At 70.5% G+C, this 17,689-nt stretch carries 15 protein-coding genes and 1 tRNA gene; 8 read left to right on the top strand and 8 right to left on the bottom strand.

What is annotated here, in order from left to right; translation table 11 throughout:
- Positions 1-34 precede the first annotated feature (34 nt).
- The 3 genes from mmsA (at position 35) to DEI99_RS01815 (ending at position 4,022) form a co-directional block, all read left to right on the top strand.
- On the top strand, positions 35-1,558 hold the full coding sequence (gene mmsA / locus DEI99_RS01825) for a multiple monosaccharide ABC transporter ATP-binding protein (protein ID WP_071253197.1): 1,524 nt from the start codon (positions 35-37) through the stop codon (positions 1,556-1,558).
- On the top strand, positions 1,555-2,847 hold the full coding sequence (mmsB, locus tag DEI99_RS01820; protein ID WP_111042243.1) for a multiple monosaccharide ABC transporter permease: 1,293 nt from the start codon (positions 1,555-1,557) through the stop codon (positions 2,845-2,847). The genes mmsA and mmsB overlap by 4 nt, the downstream gene beginning before the upstream one ends.
- Before the next feature lie 65 nt (positions 2,848-2,912).
- Positions 2,913-4,022 carry a substrate-binding domain-containing protein gene (locus DEI99_RS01815; RefSeq protein ID WP_111042241.1) on the top strand — a complete coding sequence of 370 codons (1,110 nt, stop codon included), beginning with the start codon at positions 2,913-2,915 and terminating at the stop codon, positions 4,020-4,022.
- Positions 4,023-4,180: 158 nt separating this feature from the next.
- Here the strand turns inward: DEI99_RS01815 and DEI99_RS01810 are convergent, their stop codons facing one another.
- From DEI99_RS01810 to dcd, 3 genes are all read right to left on the bottom strand, one after another.
- A complete protein-coding gene (locus DEI99_RS01810) occupies positions 4,181-4,513 on the bottom strand; it encodes a HepT-like ribonuclease domain-containing protein (RefSeq protein WP_071253199.1) in 333 nt (110 codons plus the stop codon).
- An 11-nt stretch (positions 4,514-4,524) separates the two neighbouring features.
- Positions 4,525-5,040 (bottom strand): helix-turn-helix domain-containing protein, encoded by a 516-nt coding sequence (locus DEI99_RS01805; protein ID WP_181434486.1) that lies wholly within the window; start codon positions 5,038-5,040, stop codon positions 4,525-4,527.
- Between the two features lie 521 nt (positions 5,041-5,561).
- Entirely contained in the window at positions 5,562-6,149 is a 588-nt protein-coding gene (gene dcd / locus DEI99_RS01800; RefSeq protein WP_071253081.1) for a dCTP deaminase, read from the bottom strand.
- A 71-nt stretch (positions 6,150-6,220) separates the two neighbouring features.
- Between dcd and DEI99_RS01795 the strand changes: the two genes are divergently transcribed.
- Positions 6,221-8,266: a bifunctional copper resistance protein CopD/cytochrome c oxidase assembly protein gene (locus DEI99_RS01795; protein WP_111042237.1), complete on the top strand. Its 2,046-nt coding sequence runs from the start codon at positions 6,221-6,223 to the stop codon at positions 8,264-8,266.
- Positions 8,267-8,341: 75 nt separating this feature from the next.
- Here the strand turns inward: DEI99_RS01795 and DEI99_RS01790 are convergent, their stop codons facing one another.
- The 3 genes from DEI99_RS01790 to DEI99_RS01780 all read right to left on the bottom strand — a co-directional run bounded on the left by DEI99_RS01790 (position 8,342) and on the right by DEI99_RS01780 (position 12,908).
- On the bottom strand, positions 8,342-11,278 hold the full coding sequence (locus tag DEI99_RS01790) for an Ig-like domain repeat protein (RefSeq protein WP_111042235.1): 2,937 nt from the start codon (positions 11,276-11,278) through the stop codon (positions 8,342-8,344).
- Positions 11,279-11,482: 204 nt separating this feature from the next.
- Positions 11,483-11,830 (bottom strand): hypothetical protein, encoded by a 348-nt coding sequence (locus tag DEI99_RS01785; protein WP_071253085.1) that lies wholly within the window; start codon positions 11,828-11,830, stop codon positions 11,483-11,485.
- Positions 11,820-12,908: a DUF6177 family protein gene (locus DEI99_RS01780; protein WP_111042231.1), complete on the bottom strand. Its 1,089-nt coding sequence runs from the start codon at positions 12,906-12,908 to the stop codon at positions 11,820-11,822. The genes DEI99_RS01785 and DEI99_RS01780 overlap by 11 nt, the downstream gene beginning before the upstream one ends.
- A 198-nt stretch (positions 12,909-13,106) precedes the next feature.
- Between DEI99_RS01780 and DEI99_RS01775 the strand changes: the two genes are divergently transcribed.
- A tRNA-Gly gene (locus DEI99_RS01775) sits at positions 13,107-13,177 on the top strand.
- A 57-nt stretch (positions 13,178-13,234) separates the two neighbouring features.
- On the opposite strand, the gene DEI99_RS01770 is transcribed toward DEI99_RS01775, so the two are convergent.
- Positions 13,235-13,927, bottom strand: a complete 693-nt coding sequence (locus DEI99_RS01770) for an SDR family NAD(P)-dependent oxidoreductase (protein ID WP_111042263.1) — start codon at positions 13,925-13,927, stop codon at positions 13,235-13,237.
- A gap of 129 nt (positions 13,928-14,056) precedes the next feature.
- Here DEI99_RS01770 and DEI99_RS01765 point away from each other — a divergent pair, with 129 nt between their 5' ends.
- From DEI99_RS01765 to DEI99_RS01755, 3 genes are all read left to right on the top strand, one after another.
- Positions 14,057-14,908 (top strand): helix-turn-helix transcriptional regulator, encoded by an 852-nt coding sequence (locus DEI99_RS01765; protein WP_181434485.1) that lies wholly within the window; start codon positions 14,057-14,059, stop codon positions 14,906-14,908.
- 50 nt (positions 14,909-14,958) lie between these two features.
- Positions 14,959-15,399: a cytidine deaminase family protein gene (locus DEI99_RS01760; protein WP_111042229.1), complete on the top strand. Its 441-nt coding sequence runs from the start codon at positions 14,959-14,961 to the stop codon at positions 15,397-15,399.
- A gap of 383 nt (positions 15,400-15,782) precedes the next feature.
- The gene (locus DEI99_RS01755; protein ID WP_146247151.1) at positions 15,783-16,484 is read left to right on the top strand and encodes a hypothetical protein; all 702 of its coding nucleotides are present in this window, start codon (positions 15,783-15,785) and stop codon (positions 16,482-16,484) included.
- Positions 16,485-16,608: 124 nt separating this feature from the next.
- On the opposite strand, the gene DEI99_RS01750 is transcribed toward DEI99_RS01755, so the two are convergent.
- Entirely contained in the window at positions 16,609-17,430 is an 822-nt protein-coding gene (locus DEI99_RS01750) for a hypothetical protein (RefSeq protein ID WP_146247150.1), read from the bottom strand.
- Between the last annotated feature and the right edge of the window lie 259 nt (positions 17,431-17,689).

The following is a 17,689-nucleotide window of genomic DNA, read 5'->3' as shown; positions in this document are numbered from 1 at the left end:
CCGGTCGATCACCGCACCCGAGACGATCCTCGAGATGCGATCCATCACCAAGGAGTTCCCTGGTGTCAAGGCACTCTCGGATGTCTCCCTCCAGGTCCGCGCCGGCGAGATCCACGCGATCTGCGGCGAGAACGGTGCCGGCAAGTCGACCCTGATGAAGGTCCTGTCGGGCGTCTACCCGTACGGCACCTACAGCGGTGAGATCGTCTACGAGGGCGAAGAGGTCCGCTTCGCGAACATCAAGCAGTCCGAGCAGGCCGGCATCGTCATCATCCACCAGGAGCTCGCGCTCGTGCCGGAGCTGTCGATCACCGAGAACCTGTTCCTCGGCAACGAGCCGAGCCGTGGCGGCGTCATCAACTGGACCGCCGCGCAGCTCCGCGCGCAGGACCTGCTCGCCCGCGTCGGCCTGAACGACGACCCGGACACGCAGATCAAGAACATCGGTGTCGGCAAGCAGCAGCTCGTCGAGATCGCGAAGGCCCTGCACAAGGACGTCAAGCTCCTCATCCTCGACGAGCCGACCGCCGCGCTCAACGAGAACGACTCGCAGCACCTGCTCGACCTGATCGTCGGCCTGAAGGCCAAGGGCATCGCGAGCATCATCATCAGCCACAAGCTCAACGAGATCGAGCAGATCGCCGACGAGATCACGATCATCCGCGACGGCAAGACCATCGAGACGCTCAACGTCAAGGCGGACGGCGTCAACGAGGACCGCATCATCCGCGGCATGGTCGGCCGTTCGCTCGAGTCGCGCTTCCCCGACCGCACGCCGAAGATCGGCGAGACCTTCTTCGAGGTCCGCAACTGGACCGTGCAGCACCCGCTCGACTCGTCGCGCCTGGTCTGCAAGGCGTCGAACTTCCACGTCCGCCGTGGTGAGATCGTCGGTTTCGCCGGCCTCATGGGCGCCGGCCGCACCGAGCTCGCGATGAGCCTGTTCGGTCGCTCCTACGGCACCTGGCTCGACGGCCAGATCATCAAGGACGGCCGCGAGATCAAGGTCACGAACGTCCAGCAGGCGATCGAGAACGGCATCGGCTACGTCTCCGAGGACCGCAAGGCGCTCGGCCTCAACCTGCTCGACACCGTGAAGCGCTCGACGGTCGCCGCCGACCTGCAGAAGATCTCGAAGGTCGGCGTCGTCGACTCGCTCGAGGAGTACTCGGTCGCCGAGAAGTACCGCAAGATGCTCCGCACCAAGGTGCCGAGCGTCGAGGACAACGTCGGCAAGCTCTCCGGCGGCAACCAGCAGAAGGTCGTCCTGTCGAAGTGGATGTTCACCGACCCGGACATCCTCATCCTCGACGAGCCGACCCGCGGCATCGACGTCGGCGCCAAGTTCGAGATCTACGGGATCATCCAGCAGCTCGCGGCCGAGGGGAAGGGCATCATCCTCATCTCCTCCGAGCTCCCTGAGCTGCTCGGACTGTCCGACCGGATCTACACCATCTTCGAGGGTCAGATCACCGCTGACCTGCCGGCCGACCAGGCCGATCCCGAATCGCTCATGCGCAGCATGACCTCCGCGCGGAAGGGCGCCAACGCCTCATGAACAACCTGAAACTGCTCTTCGGCAAGGGCAACAGCATCGGCCAGTACGGCATGGTCATTGCGCTCATCGCGATCGTGATCTTCTTCTCGATCACGACGAAGGGGCTCATCCTCGAGCCCACGAACGTGATCAACCTGTTCCTGCAGTACTCGTACATCCTGATCCTGGCGCTCGGCATGGTCATGGTGATCATCGCCGGCCACATCGACCTGTCGGTCGGTTCGGTCGCCGCCGTGGTCGGCATCGTCGTGGCGCAGTCCATGGCCGTGTGGGACTTCCCGGTGTGGGCCGCGATCGTGCTGGGCCTGGTCTGCGGCGCCCTGATCGGTGCCTGGCAGGGCTTCTGGGTCGCGTTCGTGAAGGTCCCCGCCTTCATCGTGACGCTGGCCGGCCAGCTCATCTTCCGCGGTGTCAACCAGATCATCGGTGGCTCGACCTCGGTCCCCGTGCCGGACGGCTACACCCCGATCGGCGCCGGCTTCCTCGGTGACTTCGGTCCGGACTTCGGCTACAGCAACGGCACCCTGCTCATCGGGCTCGTCACGATCCTCGCGCTCATCATCATCGAGGCGCGCGGCCGTGCCCGCCGCAAGAAGATGCAGGCCGAGGTCCCGCCGCTGTGGGTCTCGATCGTCCGTACCGGCATCCTCGTCGCCGTGACCCTCGTCGCCACGTACCTGTTCGGTGCCGGCCCGATCGGCACCTCGGTCCCGATCGTCGCGATCATCCTCGGTGTCCTGACGATCGTCTACGGCTTCGTCACGAAGAACACGATCTTCGGTCGCCAGGTCTACGCCGTCGGTGGCAACGCGAACGCCGCCGTCCTGTCCGGTGTCTCGGCGCGGAAGGTCAACTTCTTCGTCATGATGAACATGTCGGTCCTCGCCGCGATCGCCGGCATGGTGTTCGTCGCCTACTCGGGTGCCTCCGGCCCCGCGGACGGCACCGGCTGGGAGCTCGACGCGATCGCCGCCGTGTTCGTCGGTGGTGCCGCCGTCGCCGGTGGTGTCGGTACGATCTCCGGGTCGATCATCGGTGGTCTCGTCATGGCACTGCTGTCGAACGGTCTGCAGCTCATGGGCCTCGAGTCGAACAAGGTGCAGATCATCCGCGGTCTCGTCCTGCTCGTCGCCGTCGCCTTCGACGTCTACTCGAAGTCGCAGGGTCGTCCCTCGCTCATCGGCGGCATGATGCGCCAGTTCCAGCGCAAGGACACCGAACAGAACACGGTGGCCGCCCAGCAGCCGCGGTCCATCGAGGACCAGCCGGACAAGGTCACCCTCCCCTAGAACCCTCACTCCCACAGCGGGGCCCCGGCCCCACACCTCCTCAACGAAGAGAAAGCAACAATCACATGCGCAAGAAGATCGTCGCCGGCCTCAGCCTGGCGCTCATCGCGGGCCTCGCCCTCAGCGGCTGCTCGGCTCGTGGCACCTCCGGTGACACCGGCAGCGATGGTGGCAGCTCCATCAAGAAGGGCGACCTGATCGGCGTGGCCCTGCCCGCCAAGACCTCGCAGAACTGGGTGCTCGCGGGCGCCGCGTTCAAGAAGTCGATCGAGGACGCCGGCTTCAAGGCCGACATCCAGTACGCCAACGCCGGCAACCCGGTCCCGGACCAGCAGTCGCAGATCTCGGGCATGATCACCAAGGGCGCCAAGGCCGTCATCATCGGTGCCGCCGATGGTTCGCAGCTCACCGCGCAGGTCAAGTCGGCCAAGGACCGTGGCGCCACCGTCATCGCCTGGGACCGCAACATCCTGAACACGAAGAACGTCGACTACTACGTGGCGTTCAACAACTTCAAGGTCGGCCAGCTCCAGGCCCAGGCACTGCTCCAGGGCCTCGAGGAGAAGAAGGGCGACAAGCCGTACAACGTCGAGCTCTTCGCCGGTTCGCCGGACGACGCCAACGCCACCGTGTTCTTCAACGGTGCGATGGACGTCCTGCAGCCGAAGATCGACGACGGCACCATCAAGGTCGTCTCCGGCCAGACCACCTTCCAGAAGGTCGTCACGCAGGGCTGGCTCGCGCAGAAGGCCCAGTCGCGCATGACCGACCTGCTCGCGCAGTACTACACGGGTGACACCGAGCTCGACGGCGTCCTGTCGCCGAACGACACCCTCGCCCGTGCGATCCTCACCGCGACCAAGGCCGCCGGCAAGGACAACCCCGTCGTGACGGGCCAGGACTCGGAGACCGCTTCGATCCCGCTCATCATGAAGGGCACGCAGTACTCGACGATCTACAAGGACACGTCGAAGGAGGCCCAGGCCGCCATCGACCTCGTCTCGACGCTCTCGAAGGGTGACAAGCCCGACACGAAGATCGACAAGACGAACAACTACAACGGCGTGAAGACGGTCCCCGCGATCGAGCTCACCCCGGTCCTCGTCACGAAGGACAACGCGGTCGAGGCCTACAAGGGCAACGACACCCTCGAGGCGCTCGCCGAGAAGGGCTGATCACCTCAGCGCACCACGGACGGCCCCGTCTCGCCTCGGCGAGACGGGGCCGTCCCGCGTTCCACGGTGGCCGACCACGGGACGGACGGGAGGCCCGGCGCACGTCGTGCGCGGAGCCTCCCGTCCGCCCCGTGCGCACCCACACGACGTGGGCCGGGTCAGCGGAGGCGGGCACGCAGGCGACGAGCCGCCTCGGCGAGGTGCGGCACGTCCGTGCGTGCCGTGCCGGACACCACGGCGCGGGTGGTGTCGAAGTAGCGGCGCGTCAGCCGCTCGCCGAGGTCGGCGACCCGCGCCCAGGGGATGCTCGGCTCCCCCGCGGTGAGGCTGCTCGGCAGGACCCGGACCGCCTCGCCGATCTCGACCAGCCGCATCCGGACGGCGTCGTGCACGAGGTCCTCGGGCAGCTGGTCGTCGTCGACGTAGCGCCCGATCGCCTCGCACGCGCCGATGACGTCGTCGAGGCGGTCGCGGACGTCGCGCTGGGTCACGGACCCGGGGCTCACAGCGGGACCGCGCGGCGCACGATCTCGGCGCTCATGCCCGCCGCGTCGACGACGTCGACCCGCACGCCGAGGATGCGCTCGGCCTCGTCCTGGATCCGCATGAGCGCGAAGATCCCGAGCCCGGGGTCGACGTCGATCATCAGGTCGACGTCGCTGCCGGGGCCGTCCTCGCCGCGGGCGACGCTGCCGAACAAGCGGGGGTTGTGGCCGCCGAAGCGCTCGACGACGGCGATGAGGTCCTGCCGCGCTGCGGTGACGCGCTCGCGCAGGGGCGGCGGCTCCTCGACCGGGTGCAGGTCGATCGTCGTCGTGAAGCCCGCCGCACGCAGCATCCGTTGCAGTGCGGCGAGCGAGGGCTCCCGGCGGCCGTTCTCGTACGTGCTGATGACGCTCTGCGTGACCCCGGCGCGGCGGGCGAGCTGGACCTGGGTGAGTTCGGCTCGGTCGCGGGCGTCGCGGATGAGCGCGGCCGCGGACACCACGGGCTCCGGTCGAGGGGGGACTGCGGACATGCTGCAACGATACACAGAATGCGACATTTCGTACCGCGTGTGACGGAAGGTGCTGCGGTGGTGCCGTGGGGGCACGGGATGTGGTGCGGGGGGTCCGGGCGCGGCCGTGCCGACGCGGGGCGACGAGGTGGACGTCGTGCGACAGCGATGTTGTCGCGCGGGGGTCGCGTCCGGGATCGCGTCGGTTGACCGCGACGAGGTCGTGGCCGTCGTACGACAGCGATGGTTTCGCGCCAGCGGCCGAGTCCACCTGCGCCTGGCTGTGTCGACCACGACAAGGTCGACGTCGTACGACAGCAATGTTGTCGCGCCCGCGGCCGACCGCGTCCGCCCGCGTCCGCTGGGGTCGACCACGACAAGGTCGACGTCGTACGACAGCAATGTTGTCGCGCCAGCGGCCGCCCGGGTGCGCCTGCGCCTGGCTGTGTCGATCACGACAAGGTCGACGTCGTGCGACATCGATGGTGTCGCACCCGCACCCGCGCCCGTGTCGCCCGGGCCGTCCGGCTCGACGACCGGGGTCAGTCCCGGACCGACACGTCCGCCCGGTGGAAGTTCAGCGCGGAGCGCGACGGGGTCGGCCCGCGCTGCCCCTGGTAGCGCGACTGGTACTCGGCCGAGCCGTACGGCTTGTCGGCGGGGCTCGACAGCTGGAAGAAGCAGAGCTGCCCGATCTTCATCCCCGGCCACAGCTTGATCGGCAGCGTCGCCACGTTCGACAGCTCGAGGGTCACGTGCCCGGAGAACCCGGGGTCGATGAAGCCAGCGGTCGAGTGCGTCAGCAGCCCGAGGCGCCCGAGCGAGCTCTTGCCCTCGAGCCGCGCCGCGATGTCGTCCGGCAGCGTGACGACCTCGAAGGTCGAGCCGAGGACGAACTCGCCGGGGTGGAGCACGAAGGCCTCGTCCGGGTCGGTCTCGACCAGGCGGGTCAGGTCGGGCTGGTCGACCGCCGGGTCGATGTGCGGGTACTTGTGGTTGTCGAACAGCCGGAAGTACTTGTCGAGCCGGACGTCGATGCTCGAGGGCTGGACGAGCGAGGCGTCGTGGGGGTCGAGGCCGATCCGGCCCTCGGCGAGCTGGGCGGTGATGTCGCGGTCGGAGAGCAGCACGCGCAGCAGCCTAGCGGGACCAGCAAACGCACGGCCTGGTTCGCAGGCCGAACGCCTACCATTGGACGGTCATGACCGTCACGTCACCCGAAACCCAGCCCGCCGGTCGGACGCCGGACTCCGCGCCGACCACCGCGCGGTCGTCCACCGTCGCGACGGTCCTCGTCGTCGCCGTCCCGCTCGCCGCCGCGTGCGCCGTGCTCGGCATGACGCTGACCGGCGCGTTCTCGGCCGGACAGCAGCTGGTGTCCGCCGGTGACCTCGTCGAGTACGGCCTGCCGATCGCCCGCGTCGTGCACGACACGATGGCCGCGCTCACCGTCGGGCTGCTCATCGTCGCGGCGTTCGCGCTGCCGGCGCAGAAGCAGGACCACGGAGCGGTGTCGAGCGTCCAGCACCGTGCTGCACGGTGGGCGGCGGTGACCGGTGCCGTCTGGTTCCTGGCAGCCGTGGTGGGCCTCGTGTTCACCGGTGCGAACACGTTGGGCGTGCCGCTGACGAGTCCGGTCTTCGCCCGCAACTTCATGCTCTTCGCGTTCCAGGTCGAGATCGGTCAGGCGCTCGTCGTGTCGGCCGCCGCGATCCTCGCCGCCACCGTGCTCGCCGCGGCGGCGACACGGGTCACGACCCTCGCCTTCGCGACGGTCGCTGGGCTGTTCGCCCTGCTGCCCCTGGCCCTCTCCGGGCACGCCGCCGGGTCGCTCGAGCACGCGAACGCCGTCAACTCGCTCGCCGTGCACCTCATCGCCGTGTGCGTCTGGGCCGGCGGGCTCGTCGCGGTCGTCGCGCTCCGCACCCGCACGAAGGGGGCGACCGGCCGCGTCGTCGCCCGTTACTCGACCCTGGCCGGGTGGGCGTTCGGCGCCGTCGCGTTCTCCGGCATCGTGAACGCCTCGCTGCGCCTGACCGGTCCGCTCGACCTCGTCACCACGACGTACGGCTGGCTCATCACGGTCAAGGCCGCGATCCTCGTGCTCCTCGGCGTCGCCGGGGTGGTGCAGCGCCGACGGCTCGTGCCCGGGCTGCTCCGCGCGCCGCTCGACCGTGCGGCGTTCACCCGCTTCGCCCTCGCCGAGATCGTCTTCATGGCGGTCGCGATCGGCGTCTCGGTCGCGGTGTCGCGCTCGCAGCCGCCGATCCCGCAGACCCCGGAGACCGGCGAGGACACCCGCTCCGGCCTCATCGGCTTCTCGTTCCCGCCGGCGCAGACGGTCCAGACGTACCTGACCCAGTGGCACATCGACTGGATGTGGCTCGGCCTCGCCGTCGTCGGGGCGGTCTGGTACCTGCTCGCGGTCCGGAAGCTCCGGCAGCGCGGCGACGCCTGGCCGGTCGGGCGCACCATCGCCTGGGTGATCGGGTGCGCGCTGTTCGCCTGGACCACCTCGGCGGGGCCCGCGGTCTACGGCATGATCCACTTCTCGTCGCACATGCTCCAGCACATGCTGCTGATGATGTTCGTACCGCTGCCGCTCGTGCTCGGCGGGCCGGTGCTGCTCGCCATGCGCACGCTGCCGGTCCGGAACGACGGGTCCCGCGGCGCACGCGAGTGGCTGATGGCCTTCGTGCACTCGCGGTGGATGCAGTTCCTGGCGCAGCCCGCCGTCGCGGGGGTCGTCTTCGCCGGCTCCCTCGTCGTGTTCTACTTCACACCGGCGTACCAGGCCGCGATGCAGTCCCACGAGTGGCACGTCGCGATGATCGTGCACTTCGTGCTGAGCGGCTACCTGTTCTTCTGGGTGTTCGTCGGCGTCGACCCGGGTCCGAAGCGCCCGCCCTACCCGATCCTCATCATCGCGCTGCTCGCGACCCTGGCGTTCCACGCGTTCTTCGGCGTCGCGGTCATGACGTCGCAGTCGGTGTTCGCCGTGGACTGGTTCCACGCGCTCGGCCAGACGAACGACGCCGCACTGCTCGACGACCAGCACACCGGCGGTGGCATCGCCTGGGGCGCGTCCGAGCTGCCGATGGTGTTCGTCGCCCTGCTCGTGGTGAAGAACTGGATCCGCACGGACGGTCGCGAGGCGAAGCGTCTCGACCGCAAGGCCGACCGGGACGGCGACGCCGACCTCAAGGCGTACAACGAGCGGCTCGCCGCGATGCGCGACCGCGACTGACGCACACGGTGACTGCCGCGGAGACGACGACCGCGCACCGGGTGGACACCCGGTGCGCGGTCTCGTTCGTGGCGGCTACTCCGTGCCGGCGCGGGCGGTCCGTGCCCGTCGGACGGCCATGACGCCGAGGCCGGCCAGCAGCAGGGCGACCGCCAGGGCGATGCCGGTGCCGACTGCCACCGGAGCGCCGGTGAAGGCGAGCTGCCCGTCGGCGTCCGGTGCCGCCGGCGCGGTGGAGACCGACGGTGCCACGGGTGCGGCCGAGGCCGACGGTGTCGCGGTGCCCGACGGCGCAGCGGTCGGCTCGTCCGACGGCTCCGTGGGCTCCGCGGGCGAGGTCGGGTCGGTGCCCGGCTCGACGACGACCGGGGCCGCCGCGACGACGATGCGCAGGGCACTGCTCGACGCCGCGTAGGACACGTCACCACTGTAAGTCGCGGTCACCGTGTTCGTGCCCTCGGGCAGGGCGTCGGTGGTGCAGCTCGTCTCCGGCAGGGTGACCGTGCACAGGACGGAGCCGTCCGCAGCGGTGAAGGTCACCGTCCCGGTCGCGCCGGCGGGCAGGCCCGAGGCGGTGAGCCGGACGGCCGTGCCGACCTGCGGCGCAGCGGTGTCGGTGCTCGCCACGAGCTCGGTCGGCTGTGCGGTCACGACGAGCGTGAATGGCGCGCCGTCGGCGGCCTCGTGGTCCTCGTCGCCGCTGTAGTGCGGGTGCACGGTGTACTCGCCGCCGTGCAGGTCGGTCGGGATCGCGCACGACGTGGTCGGCAGCGTCGCGGTGCACAGCGCCGTGCCGTCCTCGGTCCGGTACTCGATCGTGCCGGTGGCGTCACGGGGCACCTGCGGGGTGTCCAGCGTGACGGTCTCGCCGTGCATCACCGTCACCGTGGTGTCGGGAGCGCCCGGCTCGCCGCCGGTGCCCGGACCGGTGCCCGGGCCGATCTCGGTCGTCGCCTTGCGCACCGGCAGGTCGATCGCGACCGACGTCGAGCCCGCGTGGAACGCATCACCGGAGTAGACGGCGACCACCGTGTGCGTACCGGCACGCAGGCCGTCGGCCACGCAGCTCGTGTCCGGGAGCGTCGTCGAGCACAGCACGGTGGAGCCCTCGCGGTACTCGATCGTCCCGGTCGGGGCGGGCACCGTGTCGGACGCGTCCGCGACCGGTCCGGTGACGTCGAGCGTGACGGGCGCGCCGTAGGACGGGGCCTCGGGCGTCGTGCCCACCGTGACGGCGGTCGGGACCTTCGTGGTGGCGAGCGCCGCGGTGCCGGTGGCGGCCGCGTGGTCGGCATCGCCGTCGTACGAGGCGGTGATCCCGCGCGTCCCGACCGTCGAGGTCGGCGTCGGGCAGGACGCGACGCCGTCGACGATCGACGCCGTGCAGAGCACCGCGCCCGTCTCGGCGTCGCGGAACGTCACGGTGCCGGTCGGTGCGGTCGCGCCGGTCTGCTCGGACGAGGCGACCTCCGCGGTCAGTCGGACCGTGTCCCCGACGGTCGCAGTGACGTCGGCGGCCGTGACGGTCGTGCCCTGCGGCTGCACCGTCAGGTCACGGGTGACCGTGACGGCCTCGGCGTCGGTCGACGCGAGGACGGTGGAGATCGTCGTCGTCCGTGCGGCGCCGGTCACCGTGTACGGGATCGAGAGCGTCGGCAGGTCGGTGCCGGGCTGGACCGGCGAGGCGGCGTCGACCGCCTGGTCGCAGGTCACGACCCGGCCGACGGGCGGCGCGCAGGTCCAGCCGGCGCCGGTCACGGCGGTCACGTCGGGCGTGACGCCGGCGGGGAAGGTGGTGGTGGCGCGGACGAGCTGCGACTCGGAGCCACCGTCGGCGGAGACGGTGGGGGTGACCGTGTACGTGCCCGAGCCGGCGTGCGCGACCTTCGCCGTGCCTCCCGTGCTGGCGGTCAGGGCCGGGACCGGACCCGCGATCGTCGTGGCACGGAGGTAGTTGACCTCGTGCACGTCGTTCTGTCCGCCGGTGCCCGCAACCCAGCCGTAGGTGAGCTTGTAGGGGTAACCGGTGGCGGGGTCGACCCACGACGGGTCGACGTTCGCCGCGTTGCCGCTCGTCAGTTTCGGCAGCGCGCCGCGCACGACCTGCTGCGTGCCACCGATCGACGTGAAGACGACGGCGTACTGCCCGCCGGGCACCGTGATCGCGGTGTTCTCCTGCGCGGCCAGGGTGGACGTGGTCGGGTTGATGACGATCTCGACGGGGACCTTCGCCTGCGCGCGGTCGGTGACGCCGGTCTTGTTCAGCGAGCCGTTCACGACCGTCCGGGACTGCACGCAGTACCCGGTGCCGCCGTTGCCCGGACCGCGGACGGTGACCGCGTTGGCCGTCAGCGTGCGGTTCGTGCCGGCGTCAGCGGTGCACCCGGTACCGCCGAATTCGCGGTTGCCGAAGTTGCCGAAGCGGTCGAGGCCGATGCCGAGGTACGCGTGGGACATGCCCTGCGCGTTGTTCGCGGTGCTCGCACTGTAGCCGAGCGACCCGCCCAGGTAGCCGATGCGCTCCGGTACGGCGGGGTTGTACGGGTCGGTCGCGGCGAGGTAGAAGACGATGCCGTCGGCCGAGGTGCCGTTGTACTGGTAGCTGTCGAAGACCGCGTCGATGCCCTTGGTGATCGGTACGGACTGCGTCGCGCCGATGCCGCCGGCCTGGTTGTTCACGGCGCCGGTCAGGCGCAGCGCCCCGCGTCCGTCGGCGTCCGCGGTGCCGGCGCAGGTCGGCACCGAGCCGGTGTTCGACGTGCCACCGGCCGGACGCGCGGTGAGGCAGGCGACGTTCGCCGCGCCGGACTGCGTGGACGGCAGGATGTAGGCGTCGCCGGCGCTGACGCCCGTGAACCCCTCGTTCACGAAGGTCGTCTGCGCGGGAGCCGCGGCGGAGGCCGAGGTCGTGCCGGCGCCGACGAGCGCGACGCCCGCCAGCCCGGCGACGACGACGCCGGTGAGGATGGTGCGAGCGCGCGCGACGGCACGCTGCTGGAGTTGTGTACGCACTGGAGCCCTGTTCAGTGAGAAGAGCGGCGCCGACGAGGAGCGTGCGCGCCCGGCTCGTCGGCTCGGGTGTTCACACCGTAGGACCCGGTCGCGTACCGACGGGTCTCGGAAGATGAGTTCTGACCACTTCTGGGGGTGCGGTGAGCGCGGGCGGCGCGGCGGGCATCCACGGAGCGCGGGCTCGTCGGGGCAGGTGGCGGACCGTCAGTCCCCGTGCACGATGCACACCGCGTCGAGGTCCAGCGCGGCCTCGAGCGCGGCGGAGATGCCCGACTCACCGTCCGGACCCGCCGGGGTCACCGTGTCCACCCACCACAGCGGGGTGGCGATCGGCGGGGCGTCCGGCAGGATCCGCTCGACCTCGTCCGGGGCGTCCACGCGGCGCACCCCGAGCACCGTGATGACCGGGTGACCGGCGTCACGGCAGACCTGCATCATCGGGCCGTCGTCGAGGGCACGCACGCCCCAGGTCTCGTCGTGCAGCAGGAGCGCCTCGGCGACCTCGCGCGTCTCCACCGGCTGCCGGCAGAGGATCGTGACGTCACGCGGCACCGCGACCGCCCGCCACCCGGGACTCGCGGACGTGGCCGTCCAGGGCACCCTCGTCGTGTGCGGGGTCGAGCGGCGCTCCGCCGACGAGCCGCAGGAAGCGGTCCTCGTCGATGCGGTCGAGGAACGACTCCAGGGCTTCCCAGCCGTCCTCGAACCGGATGATCATGCCGCCGTCGTCGGTGCCGGCACCGGTCCGGGTCCCGAAGGACGCGATCGTCGTGCGCTGGGGTGGCCAGGTGCCGTCGCGGTCGAGGAAGGCGACGGCCTCCGGGCCGACGACCACGGCGAGCGGCGTCGGTTCCCCGTGCGAGACCGCCCGCACCAGGTGGTCGGCGTCTCCGCGACGCTGCATGACGACGCCGAAGACCGGGACGACCTGGTCGGCGACCTGCTGCACGGCGGCGAAGAGCCGGTCCGCCAGGTCGGGGTCGGCGTCCGCCTCGGGGACCGTCAGGGCGGCCGACATCGTCTCGACGACCACGCCGTCCACCAGGTGGGCGGTCATCGTCGCCGAGAACCCCTCGCCCACCGCGTACGACGTGGAGACCCCGGGGGCCTCGTGCTTCGCGTACTGCGTGACGACCCAGCGGTCCCACGGCACCGCGAGCGGCTCGGCCGTGCCCCAGCGCGTCGGGCAGGTGCCGACCGTGTGGCACAGGGCCTCGATCGCGGACCCCATGTCCACCGCGCGTTCCGGGTGGTGGCGCAGGGTCAGGTCGATGCTGATCTGGCGGACCGAGCCGTCGGACACCGGGTGCTCCGGTGCGGGTGCGCCCACGAGCTCGGGGGCGACGTGCACGAAGTCCTCGACGCCGGAGGCGGCGACCCCCGTCCGCCCGTCCCGCAGGCGTCCGTCGGGGCCGGCCACGACCCACGCGGCGCCGTACGCGCCGAGCGCGTGCCGCAGGGCGGGGGTGATGGCTGCCTCCTGGCCGGTGCGGAGCACGACCGTGCGTCCGGCGTCGGCGGCGCGACGGAGCAGCGACGCGAACGCCTCCGTCAGCCACACGACGGGCGAGGCGGAGTCGACCACGAGGGCTGTGCCCACCACGTCGTCGATGAGGGGATGCCTGACCATCCGGGTCCTCCTCGGTCTGCTGGCGCTCGGACTCCCTGGACGGTACACACGCCGACGACACGTGTCCGTCGGACCGGCGGGCTCACAGCGGAGACACGGGAGGCCCGGATCACCTCGGCAGGACGGCGCACGGTGCGCGCTCGGCTGGCTTCCAGCGGAGAATCCGCTAGGCTTGCCACGTCCCGCTCGGCGGGGTGCGCGAGTGTAGTTCAATGGTAGAACTCCAGCTTCCCAAGCTGGTAGCGCGGGTTCGATTCCCGTCACTCGCTCCGACACTGAGGGCCGCCCGATGGGCGGCCCTCAGTCGTTCCCGCGTACGGGGTCGGTCACCAGGGCAGGGTGCCGTCCGCATCGGTCGCGGTGCCGGTCGGCGCCGCTGCTCCGAGCGTCGCGATGCGGACCGCCGCGGACGCGCCCTGCTCGACGGTGTGACCGAGTCCCCCGGTGAACTCGGTGGCTGTCTGGCCCGGATCGACCGCGTTGAAGCGGATGTCCGGGATCGTCCTGGCGTACTGCATGGTCAGCATCGTCACGGCCGTCTTCGACGAGCCGTAGGCGGCGAGCGGGTACTGCGACTCGACCCGCTGCGGGTCGCCGGTCAGCGTGAACGACCCGAGTCCACTGGTGACGTTGACCACCGACGGGTGTGCTCCGCGTCGGAGCAGCGGCAGGAACGCGCGGGTGACGCGGACCAGACCGAACACGTTCGTCTCGTAGACCGCACGGATCTGGTCGACGGTCATCTCCGCCGGCGGAGCGACCTCGCCGAGGACCCCGGCGTTGTTCACCAGGACGTCGAGCCGTCCGACGCGGTCCCCGAGCAGCGCGACGGCTGCCGCCACGGACCCGTCGTCGGTGACGTCGAGCTGGACGGTGTGTGCCCCGAGCGCCTCGGCGGCGGCGCGGCCCCGGTCGAGGTCCCGTGCGCCGATCCACACGTCGTGACCCGCGGCTGTCAGTTGCCGGGCCATCTCGAACCCGATGCCCGTGTTCGCGCCGGTGATCAGGGTGGTCGTCATGGGTGGGCTCCTCGTCGTCGTGGTCAGCACGGTGTGCCGTGCCTGCGACCAGCGTGGGTCTGGTCGGCCACCGCAGCCAGGGAAGGCCGCTCCCTCCCTGCGGCGCCGCCAGTCGGGGAGGATGGCACCGTGGACGAGCACCCCGTGGACTCCGACCTCGGCGGCCTGCTGCGCGCCTGGCGGGAACGCCTGGCCCCCGAGGACGTCGGCCTCGAGCCGTACGGACGTCGACGCACCCCGGGCCTGCGACGGGAGGAGGTGGCCCAGCTCGCCGGCGTCAGCGTCGACTACGTCACACGGTTGGAGCAGGGACGGTTCCGCGCACCGTCGGCACAGGTCACGGTGGCACTCGCCCGTGCCCTGCAGCTGAACCGCGTCGAGCACGACCTGCTGCACCGCGCAGCCGGCATCGCTCCGCCCGTGGCCGGTGCGGTCTCCCGCCACGTCCCGCCCGGCGTGCAGCGGATGGTGTCCCGCCTGGCCGCGTTCCCGGTCGCCGTCTTCGCCGCGGACTGGTCCCTGCTCGACTCGACGCCGCTGTGGCAGCGCCTGTTCCACAGCCCGTCCGTCCTCGCCGACCCGGCGCAGAACCTGCTGGTCCAGACGTTCGTCGACGACTCCGTCGCGGGCATCGCGACGGCGCACGGCGGGTCGGACCAGTTCGAACGGGCCCTCGTCGCCGATCTCCGCCGATCCGTCGCGCTGTTCGGGCAGGACGCCGACCTCCGCGCCTTCGTCGGCGACCTCCGTGCGCGCAGCCCCCGGTTCGACCTGCTCTGGAGCGAGGGACGGGCAGCGGCACACACCACGCTCACGAAGACCGTGCACAACCGCCTGGTCGGCGACGTCGTCCTCGACTGCGACGTCATGGTCGTCCCGGACACGGACGTGAAGATCGTGCTCTACAGTTGCGCAGCCGCCGGACCCGACGCCGAGAAGCTCGACTTCCTGCGAGTCGGAGCGGCCAGCGCCTTCGGCTGATCCGAGGTGCTGTCCACCGGTCGACGCCCTCGTGGCAGTACGGTCGGACCATGTCGACCGACCTGCCCGCCTCTGCGGCCGCGCTGACCGACGACGACCACGCGCTCATCGAGGTCGCCCGCTCGACCATCGACGCCACCACGGACGCCGGCCCCGACGAGGACGGCGTGCACACCATGGGTGCGGCCGTGCGCAGCGCCGACGGACGGGTCTTCGCCGGCGTGAACGTGCACCACTTCACCGGCGGCCCCTGCGCCGAGCTCGTCGCCATCGGCGCCGCACGGGCCGGCGGCGCGACCGAGCTCACCGCGATCGTCGCGGTCGGCAACCACGGCCGGGGCGTGACGAGCCCCTGCGGTCGTGATCGCCAGGTCCTCGTCGACCTCCACCCGGACATCCGCGTAGTCCTGCCCGGTCCGGACGGGCTGGTGAGCGTCGCCGCACGCGACCTGCTGCCGCTGGCGTACGACCACCGAGCCGCGCAGGTCTGACGGAACCGGGCCCCGGCCCGACGGCGGCACGGCGCTGACCAGCACGCCAGCGCAGCGAGGGCGGATCGGGGGCCGCCTGAGCATGTCTCGCATCGAATAGGGTGGCCGGATCGACCATCGATCTCGAAGGGGGCGTCGTGCCGCTGCCGCTCAACTGCTCGGTGCCGTCCGCGCACCTCGGCTTCACCTGGGACCGGTCGGGGCGCTGCATGCACCACCGACCGCCGCGACATCCCGGTGCCGTGCCCCGCGCCTCTTTCCCACTCGAGCGTCTCCGACACGACTGGGACGCTTTCCTCGACGCGCACGCCCGCTGGTTCGGTGGAGAGCCACCGGAACCCGCTGAGCTCGATGCCTTCATCGCCGCCCTGTACCGACGGAGCATGGCTGTGGAGGTCAACCGCGCGGTACAGGTGCTCGACATCGCCGACTGGACCGAGCGCAACCGCAGGGCGTGGGACGTGCGGCAGCACATCTCCGCCGCACTCTTCCCGTACTGGCTCGACGACCTCGAGACCGTCGACCGCGTGGCACTCCACCAGGTCGACGCCCACGGCCCCTCACTGGAGTCGATGCAGACGGTGCTGAGCTTCGTCGTGACGCTCAGCTGGAAGATCCGAGCCGTGACCGAGCCGCAGACGCCGCCTGCTCCCGAGTACATCGAGACGACCGGAGCGACGCTCCTCGCCGAGGAAGCGCACCCCGTCTACGGGATGGCGCTGTACCTGTTCCCGCAGCTCTTCCTCCGCGTCACGGGGGCACCGCCTCGCTTCGCCGAACGGTTCGACGACGCGCTCCTCACCGTCCCGCCCGGGTACGAGGAGGCCGAGCAGCAGTTCCGCGCCCACCGGGACGCGCAGATCGCCCACACCACCGCGCAGCAGGCCGCAGCGGCGGCCGCGGTCCAGCAGCGGCGGCAGTCCACGCGCAAGGCGTGGGCACTCGGCCTCGGGATCGTCGGGGAGATCATCAGCGCCGAGGCGCAGCACCGCGACGAGAAGGCTCAACGGCAGTACGTGCGCGACCGCAACTACAACGCGGCGCAGCAGGCAGAACGGAACCGGCGCGCGGCCCGCTGGCCGTGACCCGTCGAGACGGTCCGGGTGCAGCGGTGGCTGGTGCACTCGGAGAGGCCGAGAGGGCTCCGCTCAGTGCCGGCGGGCGGCGACGCGTGGTGCGACCGCACTACAAGATGCGCGGCATGCGCACTCAGCCTTCTTCGTCGACTCGTTCTGTCCGGATGGGCTGCCCTGGAGCGCGGTAAGCGCGAGACACACGGAAGAGATCACCGGCGTAGGTTCTCGCAAACCAAGCAGCAAGACCGTGTTGTCTCAGCTGATAATCAAGAGCAATGGTCCTCGGTTCAACACCTTGTTCGATCTCAAGTCGGTCCAAGAAGTCGCGCGGCATCGCCTTGCGGACGGTCATCCCGCGGGCCTTCCGCACGAACCACCTCGTGGTCCGACCGGGAGTCTCAACGAACCAACCATGGTTACCGGGCACGGGTGGCTGTGGCGTCTTCCGCTTCCAGTGGAGGGAAGCGAAGTCGAGATCTGCGTGTTTCGCCCTCAGCCGCTCGATGGCTTCGTCTTCCCAATCCGGCTTCTCCCCCGTTTGCGCGTCCTCGGTGCCCTCGGCTCCTTCCTCTGACGCGCTCGGGTCGTAGTCCTGCGCCGACGCACGTTCCGCGACCTCACGGAGGAGTTCTCCTGATTGCTGCTGGAGTTCGAGGAGCTGCTCCTGCTGGACCCGCGACTCCTCTTGCAACGCCCGGATGTCCGTCACAGCTTCGTTGGTGCTCGTCACGAGGCCCTGGACGGACGTCACCGTGTTGCTCAGATGGCCGGACTCCTCACCCTGACGCCGGGCGATCAAGAAGGTGAGCACGATTGCGAACGCTGCCGCAACAGCACTCAGAGCCGTCGCCCAGACAGCGGAGGGCGCGAACGCAAGCACTGCTGCCACGACGGCCGCCACGCCGCCTGCGGTCGCCAAGAACACCGGCTCGAACAACTTCTTGAAAGTCCCCACGGCAGCGAGCCTACTGATGCGTGCGAGCGTCACGGTCGCAAGAACCCCTTCCAGGCCGATAGACAAGAAGTGTCCGGACAAACCCGAACGCGGTCAAGAGGCGCGGAGTCCGACAAAGGATCGGAAGTCATCCGAATCCCGTAGCGGACATTTCGATGGAAGACGATCTTTCCCTCGACTGTGTTCCCGAACCCGCACCTCTCCGCGGCAAGAGCGAGATCCGGCATCACCGGACACGCCGATCTGGATCGACCCGCGG

This window comes from Curtobacterium sp. MCLR17_036, from assembly GCF_003234445.2.
Lineage (GTDB): Bacteria > Actinomycetota > Actinomycetes > Actinomycetales > Microbacteriaceae > Curtobacterium.
This window is presented reverse-complemented; position numbering and strand designations above follow the sequence as displayed.

What these genes read in the sequence shown, in the direction of transcription:
- mmsA (WP_071253197.1), top strand. Translation starts at nt 35, where the DNA reads ATGCGATCCATCACCAAGGAGTTCCCTGGTGTCAAGGCACTCTCGGAT.
- mmsB (WP_111042243.1), top strand. Translation starts at nt 1,555, where the DNA reads ATGAACAACCTGAAACTGCTCTTCGGCAAGGGCAACAGCATCGGCCAG.
- DEI99_RS01815 (WP_111042241.1), top strand. Translation starts at nt 2,913, where the DNA reads ATGCGCAAGAAGATCGTCGCCGGCCTCAGCCTGGCGCTCATCGCGGGC.
- DEI99_RS01805 (WP_181434486.1), bottom strand. Translation starts at nt 5,040, where the DNA reads ATGTCCGCAGTCCCCCCTCGACCGGAGCCCGTGGTGTCCGCGGCCGCG.
- DEI99_RS01795 (WP_111042237.1), top strand. Translation starts at nt 6,221, where the DNA reads ATGACCGTCACGTCACCCGAAACCCAGCCCGCCGGTCGGACGCCGGAC.
- DEI99_RS01780 (WP_111042231.1), bottom strand. Translation starts at nt 12,908, where the DNA reads ATGGTCAGGCATCCCCTCATCGACGACGTGGTGGGCACAGCCCTCGTG.
- DEI99_RS01770 (WP_111042263.1), bottom strand. Translation starts at nt 13,927, where the DNA reads ATGACGACCACCCTGATCACCGGCGCGAACACGGGCATCGGGTTCGAG.
- DEI99_RS01760 (WP_111042229.1), top strand. Translation starts at nt 14,959, where the DNA reads ATGTCGACCGACCTGCCCGCCTCTGCGGCCGCGCTGACCGACGACGAC.
- DEI99_RS01755 (WP_146247151.1), top strand. Translation starts at nt 15,783, where the DNA reads ATGGCTGTGGAGGTCAACCGCGCGGTACAGGTGCTCGACATCGCCGAC.